18 protein-coding genes and 1 pseudogene are annotated in these 25,517 nt (G+C 53.9%); 1 reads left to right on the top strand and 18 read right to left on the bottom strand.

Annotated features, from left to right (window positions below):
• Window positions 1-14 precede the first annotated feature (14 nt).
• Window positions 15-1,327 (bottom strand): annotated as a pseudogene (locus RCF31_RS00805) (RHS repeat-associated core domain-containing protein); the annotation flags it as partial.
• Between RCF31_RS00805 and RCF31_RS00800 the strand changes: the two are divergent.
• Window positions 1,266-1,517, top strand: coding sequence for a SymE family type I addiction module toxin (locus tag RCF31_RS00800; protein ID WP_416412178.1), 252 nt, complete (start codon window positions 1,266-1,268; stop codon window positions 1,515-1,517). The pseudogene RCF31_RS00805 and the gene RCF31_RS00800 overlap by 62 nt on opposite strands.
• Window positions 1,518-1,575: 58 nt before the next feature.
• On the opposite strand, the gene RCF31_RS00795 is transcribed toward RCF31_RS00800, so the two are convergent.
• The 17 genes from RCF31_RS00795 to RCF31_RS00715 form a co-directional block, all read right to left on the bottom strand.
• Window positions 1,576-2,007, bottom strand: a complete 432-nt coding sequence (locus RCF31_RS00795; RefSeq protein WP_416412177.1) for a hypothetical protein — start codon at window positions 2,005-2,007, stop codon at window positions 1,576-1,578.
• 1 nt (window position 2,008) lies between these two features.
• Window positions 2,009-6,385: an RHS repeat-associated core domain-containing protein gene (locus RCF31_RS00790; RefSeq protein ID WP_416412176.1), complete on the bottom strand. Its 4,377-nt coding sequence runs from the start codon at window positions 6,383-6,385 to the stop codon at window positions 2,009-2,011.
• Window positions 6,386-6,388: 3 nt separating this feature from the next.
• Complete coding sequence (locus tag RCF31_RS00785; protein WP_416412175.1) at window positions 6,389-6,829, bottom strand: DcrB-related protein; 441 nt, start codon at window positions 6,827-6,829, stop codon at window positions 6,389-6,391.
• Between the two features lie 582 nt (window positions 6,830-7,411).
• The gene (locus tag RCF31_RS00780) at window positions 7,412-8,251 is read right to left on the bottom strand and encodes a hypothetical protein (protein ID WP_416412174.1); all 840 of its coding nucleotides are present in this window, start codon (window positions 8,249-8,251) and stop codon (window positions 7,412-7,414) included.
• Window positions 8,252-8,430: 179 nt separating this feature from the next.
• Window positions 8,431-9,171 carry a hypothetical protein gene (locus RCF31_RS00775; protein WP_416412173.1) on the bottom strand — a complete coding sequence of 247 codons (741 nt, stop codon included), beginning with the start codon at window positions 9,169-9,171 and terminating at the stop codon, window positions 8,431-8,433.
• Between the two features lie 190 nt (window positions 9,172-9,361).
• A complete protein-coding gene (locus RCF31_RS00770; RefSeq protein ID WP_416412172.1) occupies window positions 9,362-10,147 on the bottom strand; it encodes a hypothetical protein in 786 nt (261 codons plus the stop codon).
• Between the two features lie 2 nt (window positions 10,148-10,149).
• Window positions 10,150-12,711 (bottom strand): type VI secretion system Vgr family protein, encoded by a 2,562-nt coding sequence (locus tag RCF31_RS00765; protein ID WP_416412171.1) that lies wholly within the window; start codon window positions 12,709-12,711, stop codon window positions 10,150-10,152.
• Between the two features lie 17 nt (window positions 12,712-12,728).
• A complete protein-coding gene (locus RCF31_RS00760; protein WP_416412170.1) occupies window positions 12,729-14,165 on the bottom strand; it encodes a serine/threonine protein kinase in 1,437 nt (478 codons plus the stop codon).
• Window positions 14,166-14,194: 29 nt separating this feature from the next.
• Complete coding sequence (tssH, locus tag RCF31_RS00755) at window positions 14,195-16,798, bottom strand: type VI secretion system ATPase TssH (protein ID WP_416412169.1); 2,604 nt, start codon at window positions 16,796-16,798, stop codon at window positions 14,195-14,197.
• Between the two features lie 54 nt (window positions 16,799-16,852).
• On the bottom strand, window positions 16,853-17,902 hold the full coding sequence (gene tssG, locus RCF31_RS00750) for a type VI secretion system baseplate subunit TssG (protein ID WP_416412168.1): 1,050 nt from the start codon (window positions 17,900-17,902) through the stop codon (window positions 16,853-16,855).
• Window positions 17,899-19,773, bottom strand: coding sequence for a type VI secretion system baseplate subunit TssF (tssF, locus tag RCF31_RS00745; protein WP_416412167.1), 1,875 nt, complete (start codon window positions 19,771-19,773; stop codon window positions 17,899-17,901). The genes tssG and tssF overlap by 4 nt, the downstream gene beginning before the upstream one ends.
• 2 nt (window positions 19,774-19,775) lie before the next feature.
• Complete coding sequence (tssE, locus tag RCF31_RS00740) at window positions 19,776-20,351, bottom strand: type VI secretion system baseplate subunit TssE (RefSeq protein WP_332666900.1); 576 nt, start codon at window positions 20,349-20,351, stop codon at window positions 19,776-19,778.
• On the bottom strand, window positions 20,341-21,168 hold the full coding sequence (locus tag RCF31_RS00735) for a type VI secretion system accessory protein TagJ (RefSeq protein ID WP_416412166.1): 828 nt from the start codon (window positions 21,166-21,168) through the stop codon (window positions 20,341-20,343). The genes tssE and RCF31_RS00735 overlap by 11 nt, the downstream gene beginning before the upstream one ends.
• Before the next feature lie 15 nt (window positions 21,169-21,183).
• Window positions 21,184-22,143 carry a hypothetical protein gene (locus tag RCF31_RS00730; protein WP_416412164.1) on the bottom strand — a complete coding sequence of 320 codons (960 nt, stop codon included), beginning with the start codon at window positions 22,141-22,143 and terminating at the stop codon, window positions 21,184-21,186.
• A gap of 10 nt (window positions 22,144-22,153) precedes the next feature.
• Complete coding sequence (locus RCF31_RS00725; protein ID WP_299449432.1) at window positions 22,154-22,945, bottom strand: PP2C family protein-serine/threonine phosphatase; 792 nt, start codon at window positions 22,943-22,945, stop codon at window positions 22,154-22,156.
• On the bottom strand, window positions 22,942-24,723 hold the full coding sequence (gene tagH, locus RCF31_RS00720; RefSeq protein ID WP_416412163.1) for a type VI secretion system-associated FHA domain protein TagH: 1,782 nt from the start codon (window positions 24,721-24,723) through the stop codon (window positions 22,942-22,944). Before tagH ends, RCF31_RS00725 begins: the two co-directional genes overlap by 4 nt.
• 135 nt (window positions 24,724-24,858) lie before the next feature.
• The gene (locus tag RCF31_RS00715; RefSeq protein WP_416412161.1) at window positions 24,859-25,254 is read right to left on the bottom strand and encodes a lysozyme inhibitor LprI family protein; all 396 of its coding nucleotides are present in this window, start codon (window positions 25,252-25,254) and stop codon (window positions 24,859-24,861) included.
• Window positions 25,255-25,517: the final 263 nt, after the last annotated feature.

Raw genomic sequence — 25,517 nt, 5'->3', positions numbered from 1 at the left:
ATCACTCTTTTTTTTCAGCGACACGTAGAACCACCACCCCATTTTTTACGACCACCTGAACCATCTGGATGGTAGATTTTGTGATATGACCGATGATCATCGTAATCAACCAAGCTTAGTACTCCGCTTTTATTTTCATGATGCCATGTCATATCTGGGGGAGAATATTTACTAAACTTGCCTTTAGAGTTAGGTTGAACATGTTCAATAAGATCAGGATATTTCGTTTGCATCTCACGTTTAAAGTCTGCATCTGCATTTAAACGTTCATATACAGATTGATTCCCTCTTCTAAAATGTTCAGCATCTGATAACTCATATTCTGAAGGCTTTAAAGTATGCTCATGGAACACATGATATTTCCCTAATCCACGATCACCTTTATATAACCCCAGCGGATCTATCCAGCTGAACGCATTCGGCGCATAAGCGTAGAGATTTATTCCCCCCGCCAGCCCTATCGGGTCCTGCTGCGTAAACCGTCCGCTGTCCGGATCGTAATACCGGAACAGATTGTAGTGCAGTCCTGTTTCCCGGTCCAGGTACTGGCCCTGCATCCGCAGGTTCTGCGCGAAGCCGGGGTCTGAAGGGCCGACTCTCGCAGCAGTTTGCCCCACGCGCCGTTCACTCCTTCCCAGCTGATGCGGCCTTCACGGTCCGTCAGCCGCTCCGGCATCCAGTTTGCCGCACAGTGGAACCAGAATATTTCCGGGTTCTCCGTGCCGTCGATACGCGCCAGCGGCTCGAAGCTCTGCGCCCCGCTGTACACATACGTCAGCGGCACATCATCCTGAATCTCCTGCAACAGGCGGAACCCTTCCCAGATGAAGCGCGTGGTCACCGCCTTCCCGACCGGCCTGCCCTGCACCAGCGGCTGCCGCGTTTTGCTGATACGGCGGCCCAGCGGGTCATACTGAAAACTCACCCGCACTGGTGGCCGGTTGCGGTCGTACGGTTCGCTCAGTACCTCCGTCAGACGATGTTCACCGTCATAACGGTAGCGCCAGCGCACCTGCCCGTTGTCCTTCTCTGTGGTGCGGCCATGCACGTCATACTGCCACAGCGTCTGGCTGAACGGGTTGTCATCCCGTTCTTCGCGGATAAGGTTGTTGCGGTAGTCAAAATCGCGACGGCGTGACCAGCAGCGCGGGGCCGGACGCTGCGCATCGCCGTTAAACACATCCTTTTTCACCAGACGGCCCAGGCGGTCATACTCAGTACGCGTCGTCAGCCCGCCCTGGCTGAGGCTCAGCTCCCGGTGCAGCATGTCGCGGGTGAATTCGCTCACCGTCAGGCTGTCCAGCGCGATGCTCAGCAGATGCCCCGCCGGACTCCAGCTGAACCGGTGCGTGATAGAAGAGTGCAGCCTTGTGGGCTATCAACCAAAGTCCGGTGATCGCAGCACGCCGCAGGTCAGCATCGCGGGCAAGTGGCTGCAGGAGGTCGGGTTTGAGACCGGCCAGCCGGTTACCGTTCGGGTGGAGGCGGGTTGTCTTATCCTGACGGCGGGCAGCTAAAATAAAAAGCCGGAAGGATTTCAGGGAACACTTCCGGCTTATTTGAAGACTTATTAATTTATAATTCGAAGTACCACTCGAGGAAAGAGTTAAAATCACTCCATTGGGGCTTAAGATTACCTGCTTTGAAGTCTTGTAATTCCTTACCCAAAGTTAACCGAACAACCTCACCAGTTTCTTTATTGTAAAAAAATCCACTTTCTCCTTCAAAACTATCTAATGGAAGATATTTTTCCGATAATCCTAAACCTTCATGACTCCTCCTTAAATCCAAAGAATAATCCGAATTTAATATATACCAACCCAATTGGTATATTTCTTTTTTTTGATTATAAAAGGTAGGGCCGCCCTCGGCATGAGAATAAAACAATGATATATTTGAAGATGGTTCAATGCCTAACTTACTAAGTGCATCCTTATAATCATCGGAAGCATCATCGAACCACCACCCCTGCTCTTTGAGATATTCCTTAACATTATGAGATAACATATCAACCTCTACATTTAGCCTTCAAATTTCGTTTATGTAATTCATTTTCACCCCGTTGCCTCCAGTAACTATCACGATCCATATTGAAAGTATCTCTGTTTACAGGGTTTATTGGATGTTGGTTCGGTAAGTATGGATGCAATGCATTTGTGCCATAATATTTTTGATGAGTATCAGCCGACAACTCAAACAATGACCCTAATCCATTTTGTTCCGAGTGATGAAGGTTAATTTGTGAATATTTCCCATTTTTCACCACAAAAGGACTCTTACCTTCCAAAGCTAAATCCAGGTTTGTTTTCACACCATTTCTCGTATTTACAGGCAAATCCCAGTCAATTGCTTGCTGATAAACTGTATGCGTGCTACCAGATGGTGCATTGAACACGGACGGCGTAAAGAAGTTGCTAAGCCCCAGCGGATCTATCCAGCTGAACGCATTCGGCGCATAAGCGTAGAGATTTATTCCCCCCGCCAGCCCTATCGGGTCCTGCTGCGTAAACCGCCCGCTGTCCGGATCGTAATACCGGAACAGATTGTAGTGCAGTCCTGTTTCCCGGTCCAGGTACTGGCCCTGCATCCGCAGGTTCTGCGCGAAGCCGGGGGTCTGAAGGGCCGACTCTCGCAGCAGTTTGCCCCACGCGCCGTTCACCCCTTCCCAGCTGATGCGCCCTTCACGGTCCGTCAGCCGCTCCGGCATCCCGTTTGCCGCACAGTGGAACCAGAATATTTCCGGGTTCTCCGTGCCGTCGATACGCGCCAGCGGCTCGAAGCTCTGCGCCCCGCTGTACACATACGTCAGCGGCACATCATCCTGAATCTCCTGCAACAGGCGGAACCCTTCCCAGATGAAGCGCGTGGTCACCGCCTTCCCGGCCGGCCTGCCCTGCACCAGCGGCTGCCGCGTTTTGCTGATACGGCGGCCCAGCGGGTCATACTGAAAACTCACCCGCACTGGTGGCCGGTTGCGGTCGTACGGTTCGCTCAGTACCTCCGTCAGACGATGTTCACCGTCGTAACGGTAGCGCCAGCGCACCTGCCCGTTGTCCTTCTCTGTGGTGCGGCCATGCACGTCATACTGCCAGCGGATGCCGTTCAGCTGCGTCACCCGGTTATGCGGCACCGCACCGGCATGGCGCTCCAGGGGATTTCCCGCTGCGTCCCAGCGCCACTGACCATTCCCCGGCTGCACACCCTCCTGCCCCAGCAGGCGGCCCGCGCTGTCATACTGCCACAGCGTCTGGCTGAACGGGTTGTCATCCCGTTCTTCGCGGATAAGGTTGTTGCGGTAGTCAAAATCGCGACGGCGTGACCAGCAGCGCGGGGCCGGACGCTGCGCATCGCCGTTAAACACATCCTTTTTCACCAGACGGCCCAGGCGGTCATACTCAGTACGCGTCGTCAGCCCGCCCTGGCTGCGGCTCAGCTCCCGGTGCAGCATGTCGCGGGTGAATTCGCTCACCGTCAGGCTGTCCAGCGCGATGCTCAGCAGATGCCCGCTGCCATAGTACAGCTGCTTCAGCTGACGTCCGTCCGGCAGCGTCAGCGCGGTGCAGTTGCCCAGCGCATCATACTGCCATGCCAGACGCCCCTGTCCGCCCTGTTCCTCCGTCACCCGCCCCAGCGCATCGTAGCGGAAGGTGATTTCCTGCTCCGCCTGGCGGCTCCACGCCGTGTCCGACAGCGGCAGATGCCGCGTGATGCGGGCCAGCTGACCCTCCGGCGTGTAGCGGTAACGCGTCTGGCCTTCCGGGGTGGTACGGTCCAGCAGCTGCCCCGCCGGACTCCAGCTGAACCGGTGCGTGATGGCGGCCGGGTGCCCGGCGGCAAAAGTACGCGAACGCGTCTGCCCCGCCGCATCGTACTCATAACGCGTCGCCATGCCATCCAGGCCAATCTCAGCCAGCAGCAGCGAATCCGCCCCCCACTCAAAGTGATAACTTTCGCCGTTTTCATTGGTCAGCGCCGTCATGCGGCTGCGGCTGTCCCAGCTTCGCTGCACTTCCTCGCCCTGCGCGTTGCGCGTGACAATCAGGCGGCCCTGGCTATCATAGCGAAACAGGCTGCGCTGGCCGTCAGCGGCGTGCCAGACAACCGGCAATCCTTCCCCGTTCCAGCTCAGGTTCTCTTCCCAGCCTTCCGCTCGCGCCAGCCGCTGCGGGCGACCGGCAGCATCGTATTCATAACGCGTCTCTTCACCATCCGGGGTGATGACACAGCTCAGCCATCCCCGGGCATGGTAGCGGTAACGCGTGGTCCGCCCCGAACAGTCGGTCTCGCGGATCACCTGGCCAGCATCGTTATAGCCACGGTGGTAAATATTACCCGCCGCGTCCTGCTCCTCCGTCACCAGTCCGTATTCATCACGCCGGTAAAACGTGCTCTGACCCAGCGCATCCACCACCCGTTCCAGCCCGTGATGGCTGTCGTAAAAATACTGCGTCACGCTGCCGCCCGGCGCGGTGACCGCCACCGGCAATGCACGATGCGGCAGCCACTGCACCGCCTGTGCGCCGCCGTCCGCGTCCTGTTCCTCCACGCGGTTACCGTAGTCATCATAGGTAAAGCTCACCGCATGGCCGAGCGGGTCAATACGCCGCGTCAGTAGCTCGTGTTCATTCCACTCATAGCGCCATTTTTCGCCGCGCTCATCGATAAAACAGGTTATCAGGCCCTGTGCATTCCAGTGGTGTTCCCGCTGCTGTCCATCATAGGTTGAGACACGGGTGATCCCGGCGGACAGATCGTAATGCATGCGGCAGCCGTCACCGCTGCTGCTGCGGGTTTCCACCACGCGCCAGTGGTCGAACTTTTCCCAGCGATATTCATTTTCCGCACCGCCCGCCAGCTGATGCCAGACCATCAGCCCGTTTGCGTTGTAGCGGAAGCGACGGGTGACCACGCCCGCCGCATCGGTAACGTTAGCCAGCTGCCCCTGCGCATCATATGTCCAGCGCATCAGCGGCCAGTGCCGTTCACCATCAAAGTGGTGCGCGGAGGTGACCCGCTGCGGATGACGTGGATCGTCATAATGCAGCGCCACATCAATCGCCAGCGGCTCATCGTGGATGCGCACCAGACGCCCCTGCGCATCCCACCCGGTCTCCAGCGCGTTACCATACTCATCGCTCAGCGAGGCCAGCCGCAGCTGTTGCGGATCTGCCGCCGTCGGTTTGTACAGCCGCCAGACAGCACCATCATCGTCGGCAATGGCGATATCACCCTGCGCATTTCGGCGGATCATCAGCCCTTCGCTGATACTGTAAAGCACCGCCTGATCTCCGGGCAGAGTAAACGTCAGCTCGCGGCCGGAGTCATCAAACCAGGTAGCCTGTTCCCCTTCCAGCATCAGGTAGCTGTCAAACACCGTGGCCCAGCCGGTGCCAAACAGTCCGGCGCGCTGCGTCAGGCTGTTGTAGCTGCGCTGCCAGCGCAGGGGGAAGCGTCCCGGCAGGACGAAGTCGCGCTCGGCGTCGTCGTTCAGGACTTTCACGCCCGTGGCGGCGTGCACCGGATGAAGCGAGGAGAACACGGCGTTGATCGCCATGTCCGCCAGCATACCGCCCCCGGCCATCGCCAGCGCACAGGGCATATTTTTCAGGATCTGCGACGGACGACCGCGGATCAGTGACAGCCCGATCATCGCCAGCGCCAGGCCGGGTTGTTTGCCGCTTTTGATATCGCGTACCGTCAGCGTCTCACCGCCGATGATGACATCAGGCGAGACGTCATCGCTGATGGTGGCTTCGCAGGTGGTGCGGTCCTTTGCCCGCACGGCAGGCTGACCATTGATAAAGACGCTTTTCGAACCTTCCGCCAGAAACTGCGGACCGCTGTGCTTTTCACACAGCACTTTGTCCTGCATCAGCGGCGAGGTACCCGCAGCGGCAGACGCCACGCCGGGCTGCCACATGGCGCTGCCGAACTGCTCTGCCGCCGCCAGCAGCATACCACCGTAATCGGCAAAGCTGGCGGGGGACTGCGGTTCCGGCGCGGGAGTATCGCCGGACGTCAGGGTCCCGGCAGCACGTGCAGCGGCGAGGCCGTTGATGAGCACATCGTCAGAGCCGCTGATGATCACACCCGACGGGGATGGCGGGAACAGAAAGTTGCCGATTTCGTCCGCGCCCGCGCTGATTTTGCTGCTCAGACCGGTGGCATTGGCGGCCACCCCCGCCACGATCCCGCTCAGCAGGCAGCTGCTGCCGAGCGCAGTCAGTGCCCCGATACCAAGGATCGGGCCAGCAAAAGTTGCCGCCCCCGCGACCATTGCCCCCATTGCCGCATAGGTCACGCCCTCCGCGACGATGCTGGTGATATCCGCCAGGATGCTGGAATGAATGATCTCATCGCCCTGCCGGGCTGCGCGGTTATCCATGCCTTATGCTTTCCGTGAGTTATGTAACGTCAAGCTCTGCCGGAATGCGTTCCAGCGTCCAGTATCCTCTTCACTGAAAGGACGAAGGGCGGAGAGGGTAAAAACCATCAAGGTGCGGGTTCCGGGTACTTCGGCGGCCAGCTGCTTTTGCCATAGTGCCTGACCATTGCGTTCATAAGCGGTTTCCACTTCAATGGCGTGCAGGGCATGGTCTGCGCCAGCGGTGACATGTGCAAAGGTACTCTGATGGATTTCTCCCATCTGCTGACGCAGCGCGTCCCATTGATGCTGAAACTCCTGTTCAAAGTCGCTGCCTTCCGGGATAGGACCACGGCTGACAATCAGCGCAAGGCCACTGGCCTCATCACGCAGGATATTCATGGTGGTATCCTGCCAGGCAGCCGGAAACAGGGAAAACGCGCCCTCATTGAATTGGTAGTGCATGTTGGTTATCCGTTCTGGGGTTTAAATCGGGGTGTAGAGGCGAGAGGTTTCGCCATATTTTTCGCTGCGAGTTGCTAAAGGTGGTTTGATTAATTCTTAGCCTGTGCGATTTAGCGTTTCGAAAGATTGCGGAGTGGGGAGAAATAAAAACACATACCCCAATCATAGATACGTATCAAATCTCATTTACTCATCCTTGTGTGAATTGCAGATAACATTTTATTTTTTAATAATGTAAAAATTACCACTATTCGAATCCGCATCCGTCATTAGTGAATTATCCTTTCGATTAACTTTGAAGGTAAGAAGATGGACCGATGTTTCTGGGTCACCACCGCAAATGGCATAGCGCTTATCTTCTCTTACATCTACGATAAAAAATCTTTATCTGAGGTTTCATCATGGTTATACGCCAGGCATTGGTCACGTAACGGTGATAACTGATGGTCTCTGATTGCCTGGTGTACCGCTAAAATAGCGAAATCTTCATTGCTTTTTATTTTTTCGGCCGACACTGCTGTGTGAGGGTAAATATAAAAACACATCATTACACTAGCAAGAATGCCGGAATATCTTTGCATCTCAGATACCGTTTTCATCAGGGTTCAATGCCAATATGATACGACTCACTTTGTCATTTATGATCTGAAATGATAGGCGTTTTCCATCACCATCGTAATAGAGCCAATGCTGATTATCACTGTTATCTACTTTAACCTGGCCATACTTTTCAACCACTATCTGCTGGCTGTCTCCAATCGAGATACCTCGGGATGTGAGGAACCCTGCTTCATCAAGTATGATCTGGGAAATGATATAACTATCTATATCACGATGTTCTTTCTGCCAAAAAATATTAGCCGTGTAAATTTCAAAACCGCCATAATTATGTTGGTAGTATTTGTAATAACTTTCACCAACCGATACATCACCAACAAAATTTTCGCTAATTTGAGCACCAGCCCTTTTTCTCACTTGTTCATCCCATTGTTCACCGAGTGAAATATATTTATTATTAAGCATAATGGTGAAATCTGAAGATCCTGTTAACGTATTGACTTCTGTTAGATATGGAGTGTTATAATCAGGTGCAATTCCTTTATGCGTTTCTCTCAACCGATTCTTTTCTACCCACCCACTTATCTGTTCATTGTTCCGGGCAAAATACATAACCCGGTAGAAATCTTCATATTCAATATAAGCGATGAGTGAGTCACCCGGGATGACAAAAACATGGTCAATTAAACATTTTCTGTCAGGTGCAGAATAAAATTGCAACCGACCTTCGCCGCCTACTCTGTAGATGTTTTGAGTGTTGCTAAAGCGAGCACCCTGAGAAATCGCATTCTTATCTAAATTCTGGCAAGAATCATTAGCGGACACGATAAACGGAATGAATAGAAAAAATATTAACAATCTCATTTCTCACTCCCTGAAATGAAAATATAAAAACACCCATCATCATAATCAGAACCATTTACATCTGAATTTAATGACAGATGATTCCCAATAAGCATCTTTTTGCTTCTGTTGAAATCAGGGCAGCATTATATATTGAATGACTGCCCAACTCTGACCTCACAGATCGGAAGTGAAAAAAATCACTCCCAATGCCCATCCTGCTCAACCAGTACTTTAGCTCCCTGAGAGACTTTTAACTTTAACGGTTCAAAATCAATCAAATACTCAATGTTACCATTTTTAAATAACATACCGTCAATTTTACCTGACGCAGAATTATCAATAGTATGTCCAGCGAGCACAATTTGGCTTTGGTCACTATTTCTCATTCCGTAGTATTTCACATCAGAACATGAAGCAAAAAAATCCCCACAATTGTTAACAAGGGTGATAATAAAAGATTGAGTTTTAAAACTCCTTGCTTTCTGCATCGCTATCTTTTTAACATCCTGCCTATCTAACTCATAATTTTCAGGAGCATAAAAATCACCATTTTGTGGTTCTTTGATAAGATGCCACAAGAGCTTTTCACCATTTAAGGTTAATTCAGCCTTGCCATTCTTCCCTCCAAAGCTAGAATCAAACTCTATTGTTGCTTTACTATTTCCTACATCACCTCTAAGATTATTCTCACCTTCATCCGGACAGTCAATTCTATTCCCGCCTCTCGTAACATAACAATAAACCCCGCTCAACTTATCACCTGACTGTCTTATTTTAAGAGTCAACACTGAATAAGAAGAACCGTCTTCATTACTGATTACGCCACTCCACTGACCTGATAGATTTTCTGAAGATAAGACAGATACAGGCTGAACCGAAAGCATTACAAATAAACAAATTAAAAACCTCCTTGCTAAAGACTGCCTCACTCTTAGCATATCGTAATTAACACCTCAGGAAGAATGGTGAGTTATGAAAGACTATAAACCCCACATAAAATAATTAAGTCATAGATTAAAAATCAATTCTCTTAGTGAATTTATATATGATACCTTCCAGTACAATACATACATCAAAATTATCTGTTCAAGGCAGATAGCATTTTAACCAACCAAATTGAAAACCATTTCATTTTAACAATGGCTTGTCCATCCATATCCCATCTTCACTTAATACCATTTTATTGTTTACAATCACTGATAGATTATTAATGAGAGCATTGACAATATAAATAGCATCATGGTTATGAAATTTATAACTCAAGATTGGGCATACTTTCCCCCCACATTCACTCCGAGTCGCCTTCCCAGTTAATCTGAGCACGGCCCCATCCGATTTTCTGATTCCTTCATAGGCGACATCATTACAGTTCTCATTATCGGGAGGACATAATACAGTAAGTTTCACCCGAAATTTCTTAGTTTCAAAGTATCTATCTGTCGTGTTAACCCGACTCACTACTGAATAATCATCAGTAATAGCTGTATTTTTAAAACGTTCTGACCATACTTTGATATCTTTTTGCATATCCGTGGTGGCATCATCATTACTACGATAATTTACCTTACTATCATTTGGAACTATCCAGCCAACATAAATCTTACCATTAGGCTGTATAACAAATGCCGACGCCTGCTCAAGGTATAAGTCCTTCAACCAGCCTTCGACAAAAATGCCCCCCTCATCTGTCTTATGTGGTTGCCCAAACACATCAAAATTTTCACTAAATATGGCATAATCTGGCCCTAATAATAATTTCAAGCCAGAAACTACCTTTGCATCGCTAAAGATATTTGAAACTGTTTCAAGAGTTTCATAACTGGAAAAATCTTGCTCTGCTTTTGCGCGACTGACAGCACCAAAAAAAATTAATAAAGAAATTAAAAAAACAAAAAACCTAACAGTTAACTTCATTTTTATTCACCTGAAAACTTCGAGAATTCCGCTGCTTCTCTAACATAACGCTTACTCAGCCCATTAGAATAGTATTCCCACCAGTTATATTTAACACCATTTTTCGTAGTTGTACCTGAACCATATATAACTTTATCATAATTGAGGCGAGCTTTAACGAGGTCAGACTGAAAATCAGATGGAGTCATATTTTCAATATAATCAATGGATTGTTTAGTAAGCTTAGAAGATTTGACAATATTGCCACTGCTCATTGAATTAAGTATAGCCTGCGCCCCCCCACGTCCTCTCATATGAGTTAGTGAAATTATAGCGGCCCTCTTTCCAGGATCGGTAAAGTTCAGAGCCCCAGCATGTTTGGCTTCTTGATTCATGTGTTTTGCAACCACCTTAAACTCCTCATCACTCCCCAAACCATATTTTTTTCTAGCAGCTACCACTTCATCATAAGCCGGCCCAAAACCTCTACGAAACCCGTATACTTCAGGGATTCCTCCCTGCTCGCCTGAGACTCCTTCAGATTTCATGATTGAACGAATCATATTATCTGAAAGTTTATTACTTTTTGCCACCTGAGCTTTTTGTATAACAGCAGCCGATGGTTGGCTTAAGACCAAGTTTGATTTTACTTCCCCCTTACCCCCCTTTTTTGCCGGGAATAGATTCGTCACCGCCTCCGTAATATTCTGCTTATGGCTGCTTCCCGGCGCACCTGTTCCGGGCTGTGCGCCTGCGGTATTCAGGTTAAGTTTGCCGCCCGATGTGGTGATATTTCCGTCACCCTGCACGAAGAGATTAAACCCTTTGCCGACGATATTGATCTGCCCATTGGCGTTGAGTTCTATCGCACTTTCACCGCATTCCAGCCGCAATTTTGTGCCTGACCCCAGCACATAAGTTTCTACCGCCGCATCGATTTTTCCTTTGCCGGTCAGCAGTTCTTCACCACCTTTCACGCCGTGTACACGGTTGGTTTCAACCCGATATAACTCATTAACGCCGACGTAGTGGCTGTGGTTTTTGGCGACAGTATGGGTGGCGTCATTTTTGACGTTGGTATCCATATTTTTCTGCGCCTGAATCCACAGCTGCTCCTCGCCCGCTTTGTCTTCAAAACGCAGCGCATTGGCGGTATCTGCGGTGCCGTCTTTGGTCCGGCTGAGGAAGCCCATCTGGGTTGCCGCCGCTGGCAGCGCCCACGGTGGCATGCTCGCCTCGTTATAAACACGACCAATGATCAGTGGGCGGTCCGGATCGCCGTTGATGAAATCCACCACTACTTCATCACCCACGCGCGGGATTTGTACCCCGCCGAATCCCTGTCCTGCCCAGGCGCTGGAAACGCGCACCCAGCACGAGCTGGTGTCGTCCCCTTTTGCCAGCCGGTCCCAGTGGAACTTCACCTTGACGCGACCATAGCGATCGGTCCAGATCGATTCGCCTTTTGGTCCCACCACCTTCGCCGTCTGCGGACCGTGCGTTTTCGGCCATGCCGTGAGCGGCGGCGTGCGGTAAGTGATGGATGCCGGAAGCACAGTAAAACGAATGTTGTGCGTGGTGGTCACATCCCCGCTGGCGTAGCTGTTTTCCTCGAAAGAATATTCGGCTGTTACTGTCAGATATTTGCCGTTGTCGCTGAAGTGCGGCGCATTGAGCAGACCGAAGGTGTAGCCCGGTGCAATACCCGTCGCCGTCCCCACCCCGCTTATACTGTGGTGCTCCACCTCCCATACTTCCTGGCGGATGCGGGTGTAAAACTCGCCGTGGCTGTGATCCACAAAGTGCCCCGGCCAATCATAAACATCCACGGTGCCGGGACTCGGTGCCACCGGATTCTGGCGCGCCTGCAACATCCAGGCGTTTGGTTTGCGGAAGTCATAATCGTCGGTGCTGTACATCCCCGGCGTCACGCTCTCCTCAAGGGACCACTGGCTGATGCCCTCTTCCGTTACGCTGCCGCCCGACGGCGCAACGTGATAAGGGATGGTTTCATAACCACTGAACGGCTGATGCTGATCCGCTGCATCGCACAGCACCAGGGTGTGCTTATCAGCCTCATGGCGGAACCAGTAGTAAATACCTTCCAGTTCCATCAAACGGCTGATGAAGTCATAGCTGCTTTCCTGGTACTGCACACAATAGTCCCAGACCCGATAGCTGCTGCTGAGTCGCGATTCCACGTTGACGCTGTACTCCTTGAGCAGCGTCTGCACAATTTGCGGCACCGTCTGACTCTGGAAGATACGCAGGTTACGATCGCGCCTCATTGGCCACAGGTCCGGCTCCACTTTCAACGCATAGACCGCGTAGCGAGTGCCGTTCAGCTCTTCATTGCGTACCGCTACACGGGTGATTTTGCCGTTGATATAGCGCGTACTCAGCAGATGCTCTGTCGGTAGCGTAAAGGTGACCGGTTTTCCCAGCAGAGACTGACGATCGATGCGCGCATCGGTGGCAAGCAGCTCCGCGTCCAGGACAAATGATTCCGAGAGGGCTTCAGACCCGTTGAGTTTCCAGAACAGCAAGCCCTCCATGGGCAGCTGAACGGTTATGCGTGAAAACATAAGCAAATCCCTTGTAGTTAGCTATGAGGATCGAGCAGCCAGACGCCTTCATCAACGATGGTCAGCGTCTGTTCACGTGCGCCATGCTGGCCGTGAATGGAGAAGGTGTAATGACCCGGTGCAAGTTGCAATGCGGCGAAGCCATTGGCAGCCGGTACCAGTGCCTGTTGCTTACCATTCACCTGCACCTGTTCACCCGGTTGTAACCTGATATATACCTGCGCCACCGGTGCTGGCGGCGGTGCCGGTTGTGGTTCTGCCGGAGTAGCGGGTTGTTGCTGGACCGCAGGTGCCGCGCTGGCAACGGCAACCGGGGCAGACTCCGGCTGAGGCTGTGACTCAGCCTGCACATCATTATCCCCACCACCCGCCACCAGCAGGCCAACACATAACCCCAGCACCACACCTGCCGCCACCAATCCCGGTAGCGCGAAACGATGACGCAGCAAGGCTTTAACCGGCGAAAGAGGTACCGCGTCTTCCTCTACTTCCTCAACCGGTACCAGCATGGTCCCTGGCCCACTGACGTTGGCGGCGAACGCGGTCTCTGTGGTGCTTTCCGGCAATGCCATCAGTTCAGCGAAGGCATCGATACTTTGCGGACGGTCTTCCGCTTTCAGCGCCAGAGCCGCATCGACAGCGTTGAGCAGCGCCGGGGAGAATCCTGCCGGACGACGCTGGGCCAGCGGCTGGTAGTTATCTTCGATGCTACGCACCACACTTACCGGCGGTGGCGCGCCAGTGATCAGCGTATGCAGCACTGCGCCCAGCGCATAGATATCTGTCCAGGCCCCCTGCTCGCTTTCATCGTTGTCGCTGTACTGCTCAATCGGCGCATAACCTGGACGCAGCATAGTTTCGCTTTCGTCAGACAGGTTACTGATGGTCTTACGTGCCGAACCGAAATCCAGCAGCACCGGTTCGCCGTTACTCTGGATCTGGATGTTATCCAGCGAAATATCACGATGCAGATAGCCCGCATCATGAATGGTTTTAATTGCCCCCAGCAGGGGTGGCAGCAGACGACGGATCCATGCTTCATCAATCTGTTGTGGATTGCGCGCACGCACGATGGAGAGCGTGGTACCGCTGTAAAACACCGTGCCCATATAGGCCGTGTCGTTTTGTACCCAGAAGCGCAGCACATGCAGCAGGTTAGGATGGTTGAAACGCGCCAGCAGCCTGGCTTCCTGGATAAAACTGTTCAAACCCGCTGCGAACGTTTTGCTAAAGCGCTCGCTGCGCAGTACCAGATTCAGCCCTTCGCTGCGCACCGCCAGCGAGGCAGGCATAAATTCTTTAATCGCGATGTCACGTTCCAGCTGATGATCCCAGGCGCGATAGACAATGCCAAAGCCGCCACCGCCGATGACTTCCTTAATTTCAAACTCATTGAATCGGTAACCCAGCGGTAATGCGTTGGGTACATTGAGGTGATTATCGTGTTCCGACATAGACGAAAACTCTCTGATAACGAACGGCTTTAGACATCAAACTGGCAAACAAACTCGCCCTGCTCACAGCGCACCTGTACCCGGCGATAACGTTCATCACGGGCATGGGCGCTGAGCAACATCTGGCTCATTTGCGGCAACAGGGTATTGGTGAGAATGGCATCGACCATGCGGCCACCGGATTCCACTTCGGTGCAACGCTGCACGATCTGGCTGACGACCGAGTCTTCGATATCCGCCTCAATGCCATGATTCTCTGCCAGACGACGCACAATGCGCGTCAGCTGCAAGCGAACAATCTCCGCCAGCATCGCATCACTCAGCGGGTAATAAGGCACCACCAGCAGGCGTCCCAGCAATGCCGGAGGGAAAACCTCCAGCAACGGTTTGCGCAGTGCGGTACTCAGCGTGTCAGGTTCGGGCAACAGCTCCGGATCGGCACAGAGCGCGCTGATCAGCTGCGTACCGACATTGGAAGTCAGAATGATGATGGTGTTACGAAAATCGATATGGCGTCCTTCTCCATCCTCCATCCAGCCTTTATCGAACACCTGAAAAAATAATTCGTGCACATCGGGATGAGCCTTCTCGATTTCATCCAGCAGCACCACGCTGTAAGGACGGCGGCGCACTGCTTCGGTCAGGACGCCACCTTCGCCGTAACCGACGTACCCCGGAGGCGCACCTTTTAACGTAGAGACGGTGTGCGCTTCCTGGAATTCGCTCATATTGATGGTGATGACGTTTTGTTCACCGCCATACAGGGATTCCGCCAGCGCCAGGGCGGTTTCGGTTTTCCCTACCCCCGACGGACCACACAGCATAAACACGCCTACCGGCTTATTCGGGTTATCCAGTCGCGCACGCGCGGTGCGTACCCGTCTGGCAATCAGATCCAGACCATGGCGCTGTCCAATCACCCGCTGATTCAGGGTATCGGCAAGATTGAGGACCGCATCGATTTCGTTCTTCACCATGCGTCCCAGTGGGATGCCAGTCCAGTCTGAGACCACGGCGGCAACCACGCTGGCATCCACTGCGGCAAACAGCAACGGTTCTTCCCCCTGGATCGCACGCAGTTGTTGCTGTGTGGCGTCCAGCTCACTGCGCAGCGTGGTCTCCCCCTCGCTGACACAACGTGCCCGCAAGGCGATCAATTGATTAACCAGTTCCCGCTCCTGCTGCCAGCGAGTCATAAGCGCATCGCGGGTGGCAGACAGCTCCGCGTGCAGCACAGCAATTTCCTGCTGACGCCCGTGGGCACCCAACCCGACTTTAGCCTCGCGTTCGGCGATTTCCGCTTCGATATCAAGCGCCGCCAGGCGATGCAGGCAATCTTCCAGTGCGGCGGGCTGCGCCCCCTGGCTGACCGCCACACGTGCGCAGGCGGTATCCAGTAGTGCGACAGCTTTATCCGGCAGCTGGCGTGCCGGGATATAGCGATGGGACAGCTTAACCGCCGCACTCACCGCCTCATCCAGCAACAACACCTGATGATGTTTTTCCAGCGCACTCACGGTACTGCGCAGCATCTGGATGGCTTTCGCCTCATCCGGCTCCTGTACCTGCACCGTCTGGAAACGGCGGGTCAGCGCCGGGTCCTTCTCAATATATTTTTTGTATTCGGCCCAGGTGGTAGCACCGATGGTTCGTAGTTGCCCGCGTGCCAGCGCTGGTTTCAGTAGGTTTGCTGCGTCGCCGGTGCCCTGCTGACCGCCCGCACCGACCAGCGTATGGATCTCATCCACAAACAGCACAATCGGCGTCGGGCTGGATTGCACCTCGTTGATCAGCGCCTGGAGCCGCGCCTCAAACTCGCCTTTCATCCCGGCACCGGCCTGTAGCATGCCAATGTCCAGCAGCCATAGCTGCACATCGCGCAGCGGAGCAGGTACATCGCCTGCCGCAATACGCAACGCCAGCCCCTCAACGACCGCCGTTTTCCCGACGCCCGCTTCACCGGTCAGCAGCGGATTGTTCTGGCGGCGACGCATCAGGATATCCACCATCTGGCGGATCTCTTCATCACGCCCCGTCACCGGATCGATCGCGCCACTGCGCGCCCGGGCGGTGAGGTCCTGCGCGTACTGCACCAGGGTGCTGGTACCGGCCGCCGCGGGTGCGGAGACATCTGGCTGCGTCAGCGCCTGCTGCACTTCCTTACTGTTGCTGAGTAAGGTGTCAAACTGCTCCAGCAGCACGTTGGCATTAATACGCGCAAACTGCGATGAAATGCCTTTCAGCACGCTGGCGAGGTTGAAGGTTTTCAGCATGCCGATCAGCAGATGCCCGCCACGGATGCGTGTTGCACCGTATTTTAGCGAGGCGTAAACCCAGGCGCGTTCTACCGCGCTGTCGATGTGTTCGGCAAGATCGGAGACGGCACTGGCACCGCGCGGCAGGCGATCCAGCGCCGCCACGATATCCCGCGTCAGCGCGTTTTCATCCAGTGAAAAATGGCTGATGACCTGCTGTAAATCCCCCTCCTGTTGCTGCATCAGCTGATGCAGCCAGTGCACCAGTTCAACATAGGGATTGCCACGCAGCTTACAAAAGGCGGTGGCGCTTTCCAGCGAGGAAAATAACAGCGTGTCCAGTTTACCGAATAACACGGCTCGGCTGATTTCAGACATATCGGGTCCTGTAATATGAAGAAGCTGGCTATGTGGCAGGGAAAAGGGGTTGGGCTAGAGCGAAGCGGCCTCAACCTCAAAAACGAAATCTTCGCGATCGACAGGCTGGTCGGGCTGTCCCAGCCAGCTGGTATAACCCAGACGGGCATTACCCCCTAAAGTCACGCCGTTGACATCTTCAGCCGCAAGAATCAGGCTGAGATCCCATTGCATTTCGATGCCGAGATAATGGCGCACCCAGTCGCGCACCTCGCATGCCCCTTTCCCGTCGGGCAGGAAATGCGCATATTGCTCAGCGCTAAGTGGGCCAAAACGCAGGCGGAAGCGATGCTGAACATCACGCACTGCAATCCCAAGAAAGGCGGACTCTCCCAGACGAGGCATTTGCCTTCCGGCACCGAGTCGGGCCTGGTCACGGTGATCCAGCGTCAGCCATTGCGGTACGTTTTGCTCCATCGTCACTGGCACACCAAAATAGAGGCGCAGAATGCGTTCTAAACCTTCTGCATCGTGTCCGTGGCGGCTGAGATGGCCCACCAGCATCAGTCGGGCATGCAGGCTGAGCGAACTGGCCTGCTGTTGCGCCGGAAAACCAATGCCCGCCAGACACGCCAGATAATCCTGAAAGCGTTTATCGTCACCGCGATCCAGCGAGGCGGTCGGCTGCGCATCAGCCCAGGCGCGATAAAACAGCAGCGTGGCACGATGGTGGAACAGGTCGGCAAAAGCTGAAAGGCTGTGGTCCTGATGATGGCTGATGCGCTCGCGCACGTATTCAGTCAGATGCGTCGGGAGCGGACCATTTGGACCAAACAGGCCAAAACTGTAGATCGAGACATCATGACGTCCATCCTCTTCGCGCTCACTGACTTTAGCCAGCGTCGCCGGGGCAAACGCCAGTGAAGGCGTCTGGCCGAGACGGACGGCTTCGAACTTCGGCAGTGGCGCACGCCCCAGGCTATAACGCTGACCACTCTGCGCATTCAGCCTGCGCAACAGCTGGAAAAGATCGTAGCGCCAGGGCGCAGCCATCACCGCCTGCCAGAAATCATCAGACAGACGACTGGCGCGCTGCAGCGGAATAACCTGTGCGACATCACTCATAGCAGTGCCTTCTGGCCCATACGTGGCGACCAGTAACCAATTTCGCCCCGTTGCTGGCTGCTCAGGGTCAATTCGGTAAAGCTGTTGAGCGCCACCAGCCGCGAGAAGACACGCTCCAGCACGCTGCCAAACAACCATGGGCTGGCACCGGAGAACACCTGCTCATCCACCTCCAGCGCGATACTCACGCCGCGAGCAAACACCACCGGCCCTGGCTCAGGGACACGACGATGCACCGCCTTCAGCTGGCAATGGCGGATACCTTCAATCTGGCGGGCCACCGGTGCCTCAGCCAGATTCGCATACAGGCTGAGTAACTGACGCAATGCAGCAGCACCTTCGCCGTCAGCGCTGTCCATCAGGCTGAGGTAGTTCATTTGCAGATGGCTTATCAACCGCCAGGAGGATAACCCTTCAGCCAGCGCCGGACGCGGCGGTGTTGGCCCTTTGCAGAGCGTCAGCTGGCTTACCGGGATAGAGTCCGGCATGACGAAGTTGCCCTGCTCCTGTTGCAGCAACATCAGCGGTAAATCACGGCTGGTGCACATCACTTCAGCGGAGAAGAAACGCATGTCATCCCGCCACGGCGAATGATGTTCATCAACCAGTGAGAGAAAAACTTCAGAACCGATATAGCCGGTGCGGGTGCCGTAACGTTGCGCATGTTCCGAGAGGGTGCGTTGTTCGCGGCGCAGAGAAAAATACGCGCCATAGTCGCCGCTATCCGGGCTGAAAGTGCTCCAGAACGGGCGGAAAACCTGTTCCTCGCGTTGCCCGTCTACCGTGGCAAACAGCCGCTGCACCGAGTACACCTCATAATCCAGCGGGCGGATATTGTCCACCACCAGATGATATTCATGCTGGCTGTCGCTGACTTTCAGGCGCTCAGCCGTTTTCGGAAACAGATTAATCACCGGTGTGCAGTGCAGCGCCAGATGGCTGCGATCCACCACGCTTTCCAGCTCAGGGTCGGCCTTATCGAGCAAAATGATGATGTCGAATGCCTGTGCTTTGTGGCATCCCGCCAGAAACGACGCCAGCTGGTGCAGGCTGATAAACTGAAAACGCGCCGGGAAGGCAAAATATTCCTGCAACAGCCGATAGCCATCGAAATTGCGCAAATCGTCCGGCAACAATGCCTGCTCCGGTGCAAAGCCCTGCTGTTGCAGCGCACTATCTGCCAGCACCTGGCGCTGTGGCTGCGCCTCTACCGATTGCAGCAGGATGCCAACCCGATGCTGCATCAACAGTTCCAGTAACTTCAGCGCCTGAATATCCGGCCCGCTGAGGTATAGCATCAAATCATCGAGATTCAGCTGACTGAGAGAGGAAACGCCCTCGCACTCGATACGCACCCGTAACGCGCTACTGGCACCATGTCCGCTGAGTTTCAGTTCACCCAACGGGATATCACCCGGGACGCCACCCAGTGACACTTCACTGATGCGTAAGGGATGGAGCATCACGTCGTGTGCCGTGGTGTAACTGCAGGTGACGCCGGATTTTTTCAGGCTCTGGCTTTCCATCATGGTGCCGCGTGGCACCAGAAAGCCGTTGCTGATATCCCCTTTACGGCTGTCCGGCGTTAACTGAGCTATCGCCATCGAAGGTGTGGGTGCCAGATAACCCGGTGCAATCATTTCCAGCAGCCGCTGCGAGAAGCGTGGGAACTCTGCATCCATTTTCAGCTGCACGCGGGAGGTGAGAAACGCGAACCCCTCCATCAACCGTTCAACATAAGGATCAGCGACATCAATGCCGCGCATCCCCAATCGCCCCGCCACTTTGGGGTAATGGGCAGCAAACTCCGCTCCCATTTCGCGCAGATAGGCAAGCTCACGGTTGTAGTAGTCGAGCAGTTTACTGTCCATGATTACCCCGCATCCTGTAGTTCGAAATGGCCGCTTTCAAGATCCACCTCGGTACGGAACAGAAACTCCAGCGGATAAGGTACGCACCACAGGCGACCTTTGATCTCCAGTGACAACACGTTGTGCAGATCGAGGGAAGTCAGGTCGCTAACGCAACGCACCTGCAAACCCTGCGGCAGGATACGGGGTTCAAAATGCAGGATGGCATCGGTCATTTTGCGCTGGACATCCTGCCATTCGATATCGGACATATTTTGCCCGGCCAGCGGTGCGACGCCGAAATTCCACACCGAGCGCTGCACATGGGTAAAGCAGTCGAGATCCTGCTGCGCTTCGTTGTTGATGGTGTTAAACAGCCACTGCAAATCACGCAGCACATGGCGACGCAAAGTACTGTGGCTGATCAGGATACTGTTGCCAGGCTCCGTGCGTTTGTCGGGGGCATCATCGGTCAGACGATCCAGCAGCGATGATTGCAACTTGTCACGCGAAGTGAGGGTGTCGCGATTTTTACGCGCACGATAGCCGCCATGCAGCTGGGCATAGCCGTCCTGTTGCGCAGGATAATCACGGCTCATAAGACGACTCGACGAGATCGAACGTGAGGCGCTGCAGCGCCAGCAGCGGATATTCAGCGCTGTCGCTCAGCCAGACTTTCTGACCGTGACCAATAAACTGGCTGTCGTCATTGCCCAGCGGTTGCCATTCGGTGACGCTGCTACGCAGCCAGCGCTCTTCAGGCGTTGCCGTGAGAGGATAACGCACCGGAAGCTGACAGACCTGCTCGCTGCCATCCACCAGTTGTACCCGCGTGTGACGCCATACCAGATCCGTCACGCTGGTCGGTGCCTGAAACTGCATTTCACGAATGGCGGCAAACGGAATCCAGTAATAACGCCCGTTAACCAGCGCCTCACAAACCGGACCAAAACGGCTGTCACCATCCATCAACCAGGGGAAATCCATCTGCTGGTCCTGTTGCTCCAGCGAACCCGGATTCGCGGCAGCGTTTTCCAGTGCCTGCTGACGCAGTTCGGTGCCATGTGCAACATCTCCGGCAATGTCAGCCTGCAACGCAGCCAGCAAGGTTTCACACCACATCCAGGCACTGCCCGGCAGGTGTGGCTGAGCTTCACCCTGCAATACCGCAGCGCGCTGTTGTTCACCGGCAATCGCCTGTTGCAGCAGCGTGACTGTCGGTTGCGCCTGCGGGGTCAATGCCAGCCAGGATTGCAGCTGGGTTTGCGCTCGCGTCCAGTTGCCAGCCAGACACAGCAGTTGAACAAAGGCAGCGCGCAAATCGGCATCAGCCGGATTCGCCTGGATCTGCGCCGTAATGCTGGCAAGATTTTCCGCCAGTGATGCGGTAGCCAGACGCTGTTGTAACCTGTCCATGCATGCTCCTTTGCGTTAGTTAACGGTGCGATAAACGGCAGCAGCCGGATCTTTCAGTTCCGGATGCAATTGTTCCACCAGCAGAATTTTCAGCGGTGATGCATTGTTCAGCCACGGCGACCAGACTTTGCGTACTTCCTGCAGCCGGGCGCGTAATGCGCTTTCATCCGCAGCATCGCTGGCTGGCATTTGTACCACCACCTGATCAGGTGCCTGCCAGCCGTTAAACTGCGGGCTAAACGGCAATACCAACCAGCTTTCTGGTGATTTCTCGTTACTCAGCACCATGCGCTCACGGTTGACCGTGGTAATCGTCAGTTCACGGGGTGAGGGTTTGCTATTCAGCCCGGCAACCGGAAATCCCTGCAGGAAGGTGACTTCCACCGATTTTGCTGCGCCATTCCCCATCTGTGTCAGGGTGCTGTGACCACTCAGCCAGCCATCCTGAGCGCAGACCAGTCCCTGTTTCGACGGGACAAAAATCGCGCTGGAATGTGCCGGTTGAGTCCACCAGGTACGGAAATGGCACCCATCCAGCAGACTGAATTGCTGCCAGGGCGTGGTATCCGCAGGGGGTGAATTGAGCACCGGTGCCGCCGGTGCTGGGGCAGCGACGGGTGGTGGTGGCGTGGTGACGGGCTGCCAGTTCTTCGTCTGCTCGGCACTGCCCTCTGCCAGCGCGTGACCTTGCTCATCCTCCAGCTGCCAATGCAGCTGTTGCAGCGACTTACACTGGGAAGCCATCAGCCCCGCCACGCGCGGCAGGAATCCATCCAGTACCGCTGCATTTTTTTCACCTTTGGTGACGATGCGCAGATCCACACTCTTCTGGCACCAGCTTGCCAGCTGGTTATCTTTTACGTCATCAATCCAGACATCCAGTTTCTGTGCCGGGGACTGAACAATGCGATAGTTCTCTGCAAAAGCGTGTGTGCTCAGCAGCAACGCAGCCAGACCCAGTAATCCATATTTCATGTTGGCGTTCTCAATCGCGAAGAGGGAAAAACTGCGCCGCATCTGACAGCGAGTGCAGTAAGGTGGTGTCCTGAGGTGAACCAACCCAGACAGCCAGCGCACTGAAATTATCCTGCTGACCTTTTTCCGGTTGGTCGTTTCTGATGATTTGTTGCATCAGCGTCAGCCACTCCTGTGGCGTATTGACCATATGCAACGATTGCTGCATCTGCTCCAGCGTGACGCCGTGCCAGAATCCATCGGTGCACAATAAAAAGGCGTCACCATCTTCAATCTCCACCACATCGCTATAGCTGGCATCACGCTGTTCATCCCCCATACCAAGGGCAAAATAAAGCAAGTTGGTATTGATCCCTTCCGTCTGATGACCAGCATCTTTCATTTGCTGGACCAGGCTGTGATCGGTCGTGACGTGATACAGATAACCGCGCCGAAATAAATAAAGACGGCTATCTCCAGCATGTGCCCAGTAGGCCAGCTCGTAATCACGATCGATAAACAGGCTGACCAGCGTCGTACCCATACGACTGTGCTCGCTGCTGGCTTTCTGCTGCTGGCGAATCGCGTGATTGGCGTGATTAACATAATTGCGGATGGACTGTGCATTCAGGTGGCTATCACCGTTGAAAGCATCCATCAGGCTGCTGCGGGCGATGGTGGCCGCCACCTCACCGCCGGGAAAGCCCGCTACGCCGTCACAAACGACAAAGCAGGCTGAACGTTCACCGATGATTTCACCGGTCTGATCCTGATTGCTGGCGCGGTCGCCCTGATTCGACGTGGAAGCAATGGTGATATTCATGCGTCATCCGTGTGGGTTTGTGAGTCTTTGTACTGATTAACTTCCATGTCATAGGCGTGCAGGAAGGCTTCGCCGAACAGGGTGTGGAAGTCGTCTTCGATTTCTCCGGCTGTTTCACCGTAACGCTCAACAAAATGTTCCCACAATGCCGCCTTGCGACTGCCGGGCAGCCCCAGACGCGATACCGATCCCGCCTGACGCGCCTCTTCTTCCAGCTGATCCGGGTTAAAGGATTGCAGCATCGAAGCGATAATGGCGCGGATTCCGGCGATCATTCCCAACTGATGCGCCTGCAAATCGATCAGTGCATCACGCACCGCCTGACGGGGTGGCATAAAGCCGGGCATGCGGCTGCCAAACATCTGCATCAGGACAGTTTTGCCCGAGGGCAGCAATTTGAAGGGGTTGTTGGCGTCGTCGAGAATCACCGTCATATCCGCTTTTACGCCACGCTTCAGAATCGAACGTGAAGAGAGCAGCGCCACCGTCCCCTGTGAGAACATGCTGAGCATCTGACCAAACTGACGCATCTGTTCACGATCGAACTGCGGCGTGGGCTGCAAATCCTGCAACCCCATGCCTTCCAGCAAGGCATCCAGCAATTCGCCTTTTAACGCGTCGCCACTGCTCTGAGCTGAAGTACCGCTCTGGCTGCTGGAAGCCACCGGGTCAATACGCAGACGACCTTTCGGCGTCGGTGATGGTGTACGTTGTACCGCCTGCGGTGTCGGCAGGGTGATGCCGCCGTATTCAACCTGGCTTGCCGGGCTGGCTTCCACGGCCTCATCAATCAATGGCACAGGTTCAGCGGCTGGTTGTGTTTCGGTGTCGTCAAACAGCGGTGAACTGCTCAGATCGGCCAGTTTGACGTCTGAGGCTTCTTCTTCAGGCTCAGGTTGGGTGACGCTGATGGCTTGCGCTGGCTGTGGCTGTGCCAGCGGAACCGCCCCTCCCATCATCAGGCCGAGCGGATCGTCATGAATACGAGGATCGGGAGCGCTCTGGCTGCCAAACAGGCTGAGCGGGTCCAGTTCCGCGGGCTTCGCTTCGGGCGGTGCCGCTGCAACGACGCTTTTCTGCCCTGCCAGCGCGCTCGGCGTTGCATCGTCGAAAATACTGTCCTGGGCGAACAGGGCGTCACCGGCATCAAACAGGCTGTTATTTTTAGGCTGCTGACCAATATCCAGCGGGGCATCATTAATCAGTGAGGCCAGCGGATCTTCCGGGTTACGATCGGGCGATGCGGGGGCCGTCAACGGGTTCACTTCTGGCGCTGCGGGTGTCACTTTGTTTGGCTTCGAGAGATCATCGGAGATGGAGAACTCCTTCGCCAGGCTATCCCAGATCTCACTAGGGATCGCAGCGGTACCGCTGGCCACTGCTGCGGGGGGTTCATCAGCAATCACAGCAGGTTTGGTCACCGACTGGGATGGGGCCTTCGGCGGCTGAGCGGGTTGCTGTGCGTTAATATCATTAACCAGCAGCTGATAGTCATCAATGCCGAGAATATCGCCGTCCTGTAATTCCACCTGTCGCCCACGTTCCAGCGGAATATCGTTCAGCATCACACGCGTGACGTTGCCGCGATTCGTCAGGCGACATTCACCGTCAGCGGTAATATGGACAATGGCCTGTAAACGGGAGATGGTACGGTCGTCATCGGGTAACACCAGGTTGTTATCAACACCACGACCAATGGTGCCACCAGGTGGTAAGAAGTCAAAAAGGGCTTGCGGCGGCTGATGGCCGGGTTTAGTCGTTATTATCGTAAAGCGCATAACGGATTCCTGCGGTTAGCTGTTCGGCATCTATATTGCGCACCTCTCGGAGGAAAGGGGCGGGATATAGGGAGCTGATTTTTTTGAGTGGGGAAGTTTAATTTATAAAGCCAGAATGGTTTGATACCGGTAAAGTCAGTTATAAGGTATGATTTTAAGTTGTTCGACACGTCCCATATCTATTCGGGAGATACATGTATCATTAAGGGTATTGTGAACAATGGTGCCTTTCTCGGCGATAAAGGATTCAAGATTACATTGACCATTACGATAGACAAGCCATCCTCTCTGGGACTTGATGAGAATATCGAGGTAATTTTTCAGATCTACAGGTGAAGATTTGTATTCATCTTCTATTCTTTTTTTCGCCGCAAGGTATTCCGTATTTAAGGCTTGTTCAGACTTAAGTTTCTCTTCTTTACGGCAGGCATAGTTTTCACTATCACTTACCGCATGGCTACATACACTCTGAGCATTGGCATAACATTGATACAGAGCCAGTAATGATGCTATTGCTACTCTTTTATTCATGAGCTTCCCTCTCCTTTTGAGGAAACCAACTCGACTACAGGCGGGTTAAATCTACAAGTCACTTACACACATGAATAAAAATCACCATAAAAGAAAAAAATAAAGCCGTTATAAAATAAATCACCCTATACAAACTCAACAACCCTTTCATCCAACCTATTTTATCATTTGGTTGTTTCTGAACAAACTCATACGCTTCCCTCCTGACAAACTCATTACGCGAAAATCGTATTTTCTCCCAACGATACAATCGCATAAAAAAG

It is taken from the genome of Pantoea sp. App145 (assembly GCF_047947045.1).
GTDB lineage: Bacteria > Pseudomonadota > Gammaproteobacteria > Enterobacterales > Enterobacteriaceae > Pantoea.
Note: the sequence above shows the minus strand (reverse complement) of the source record. Positions and strands in the feature narration are given on the sequence as shown.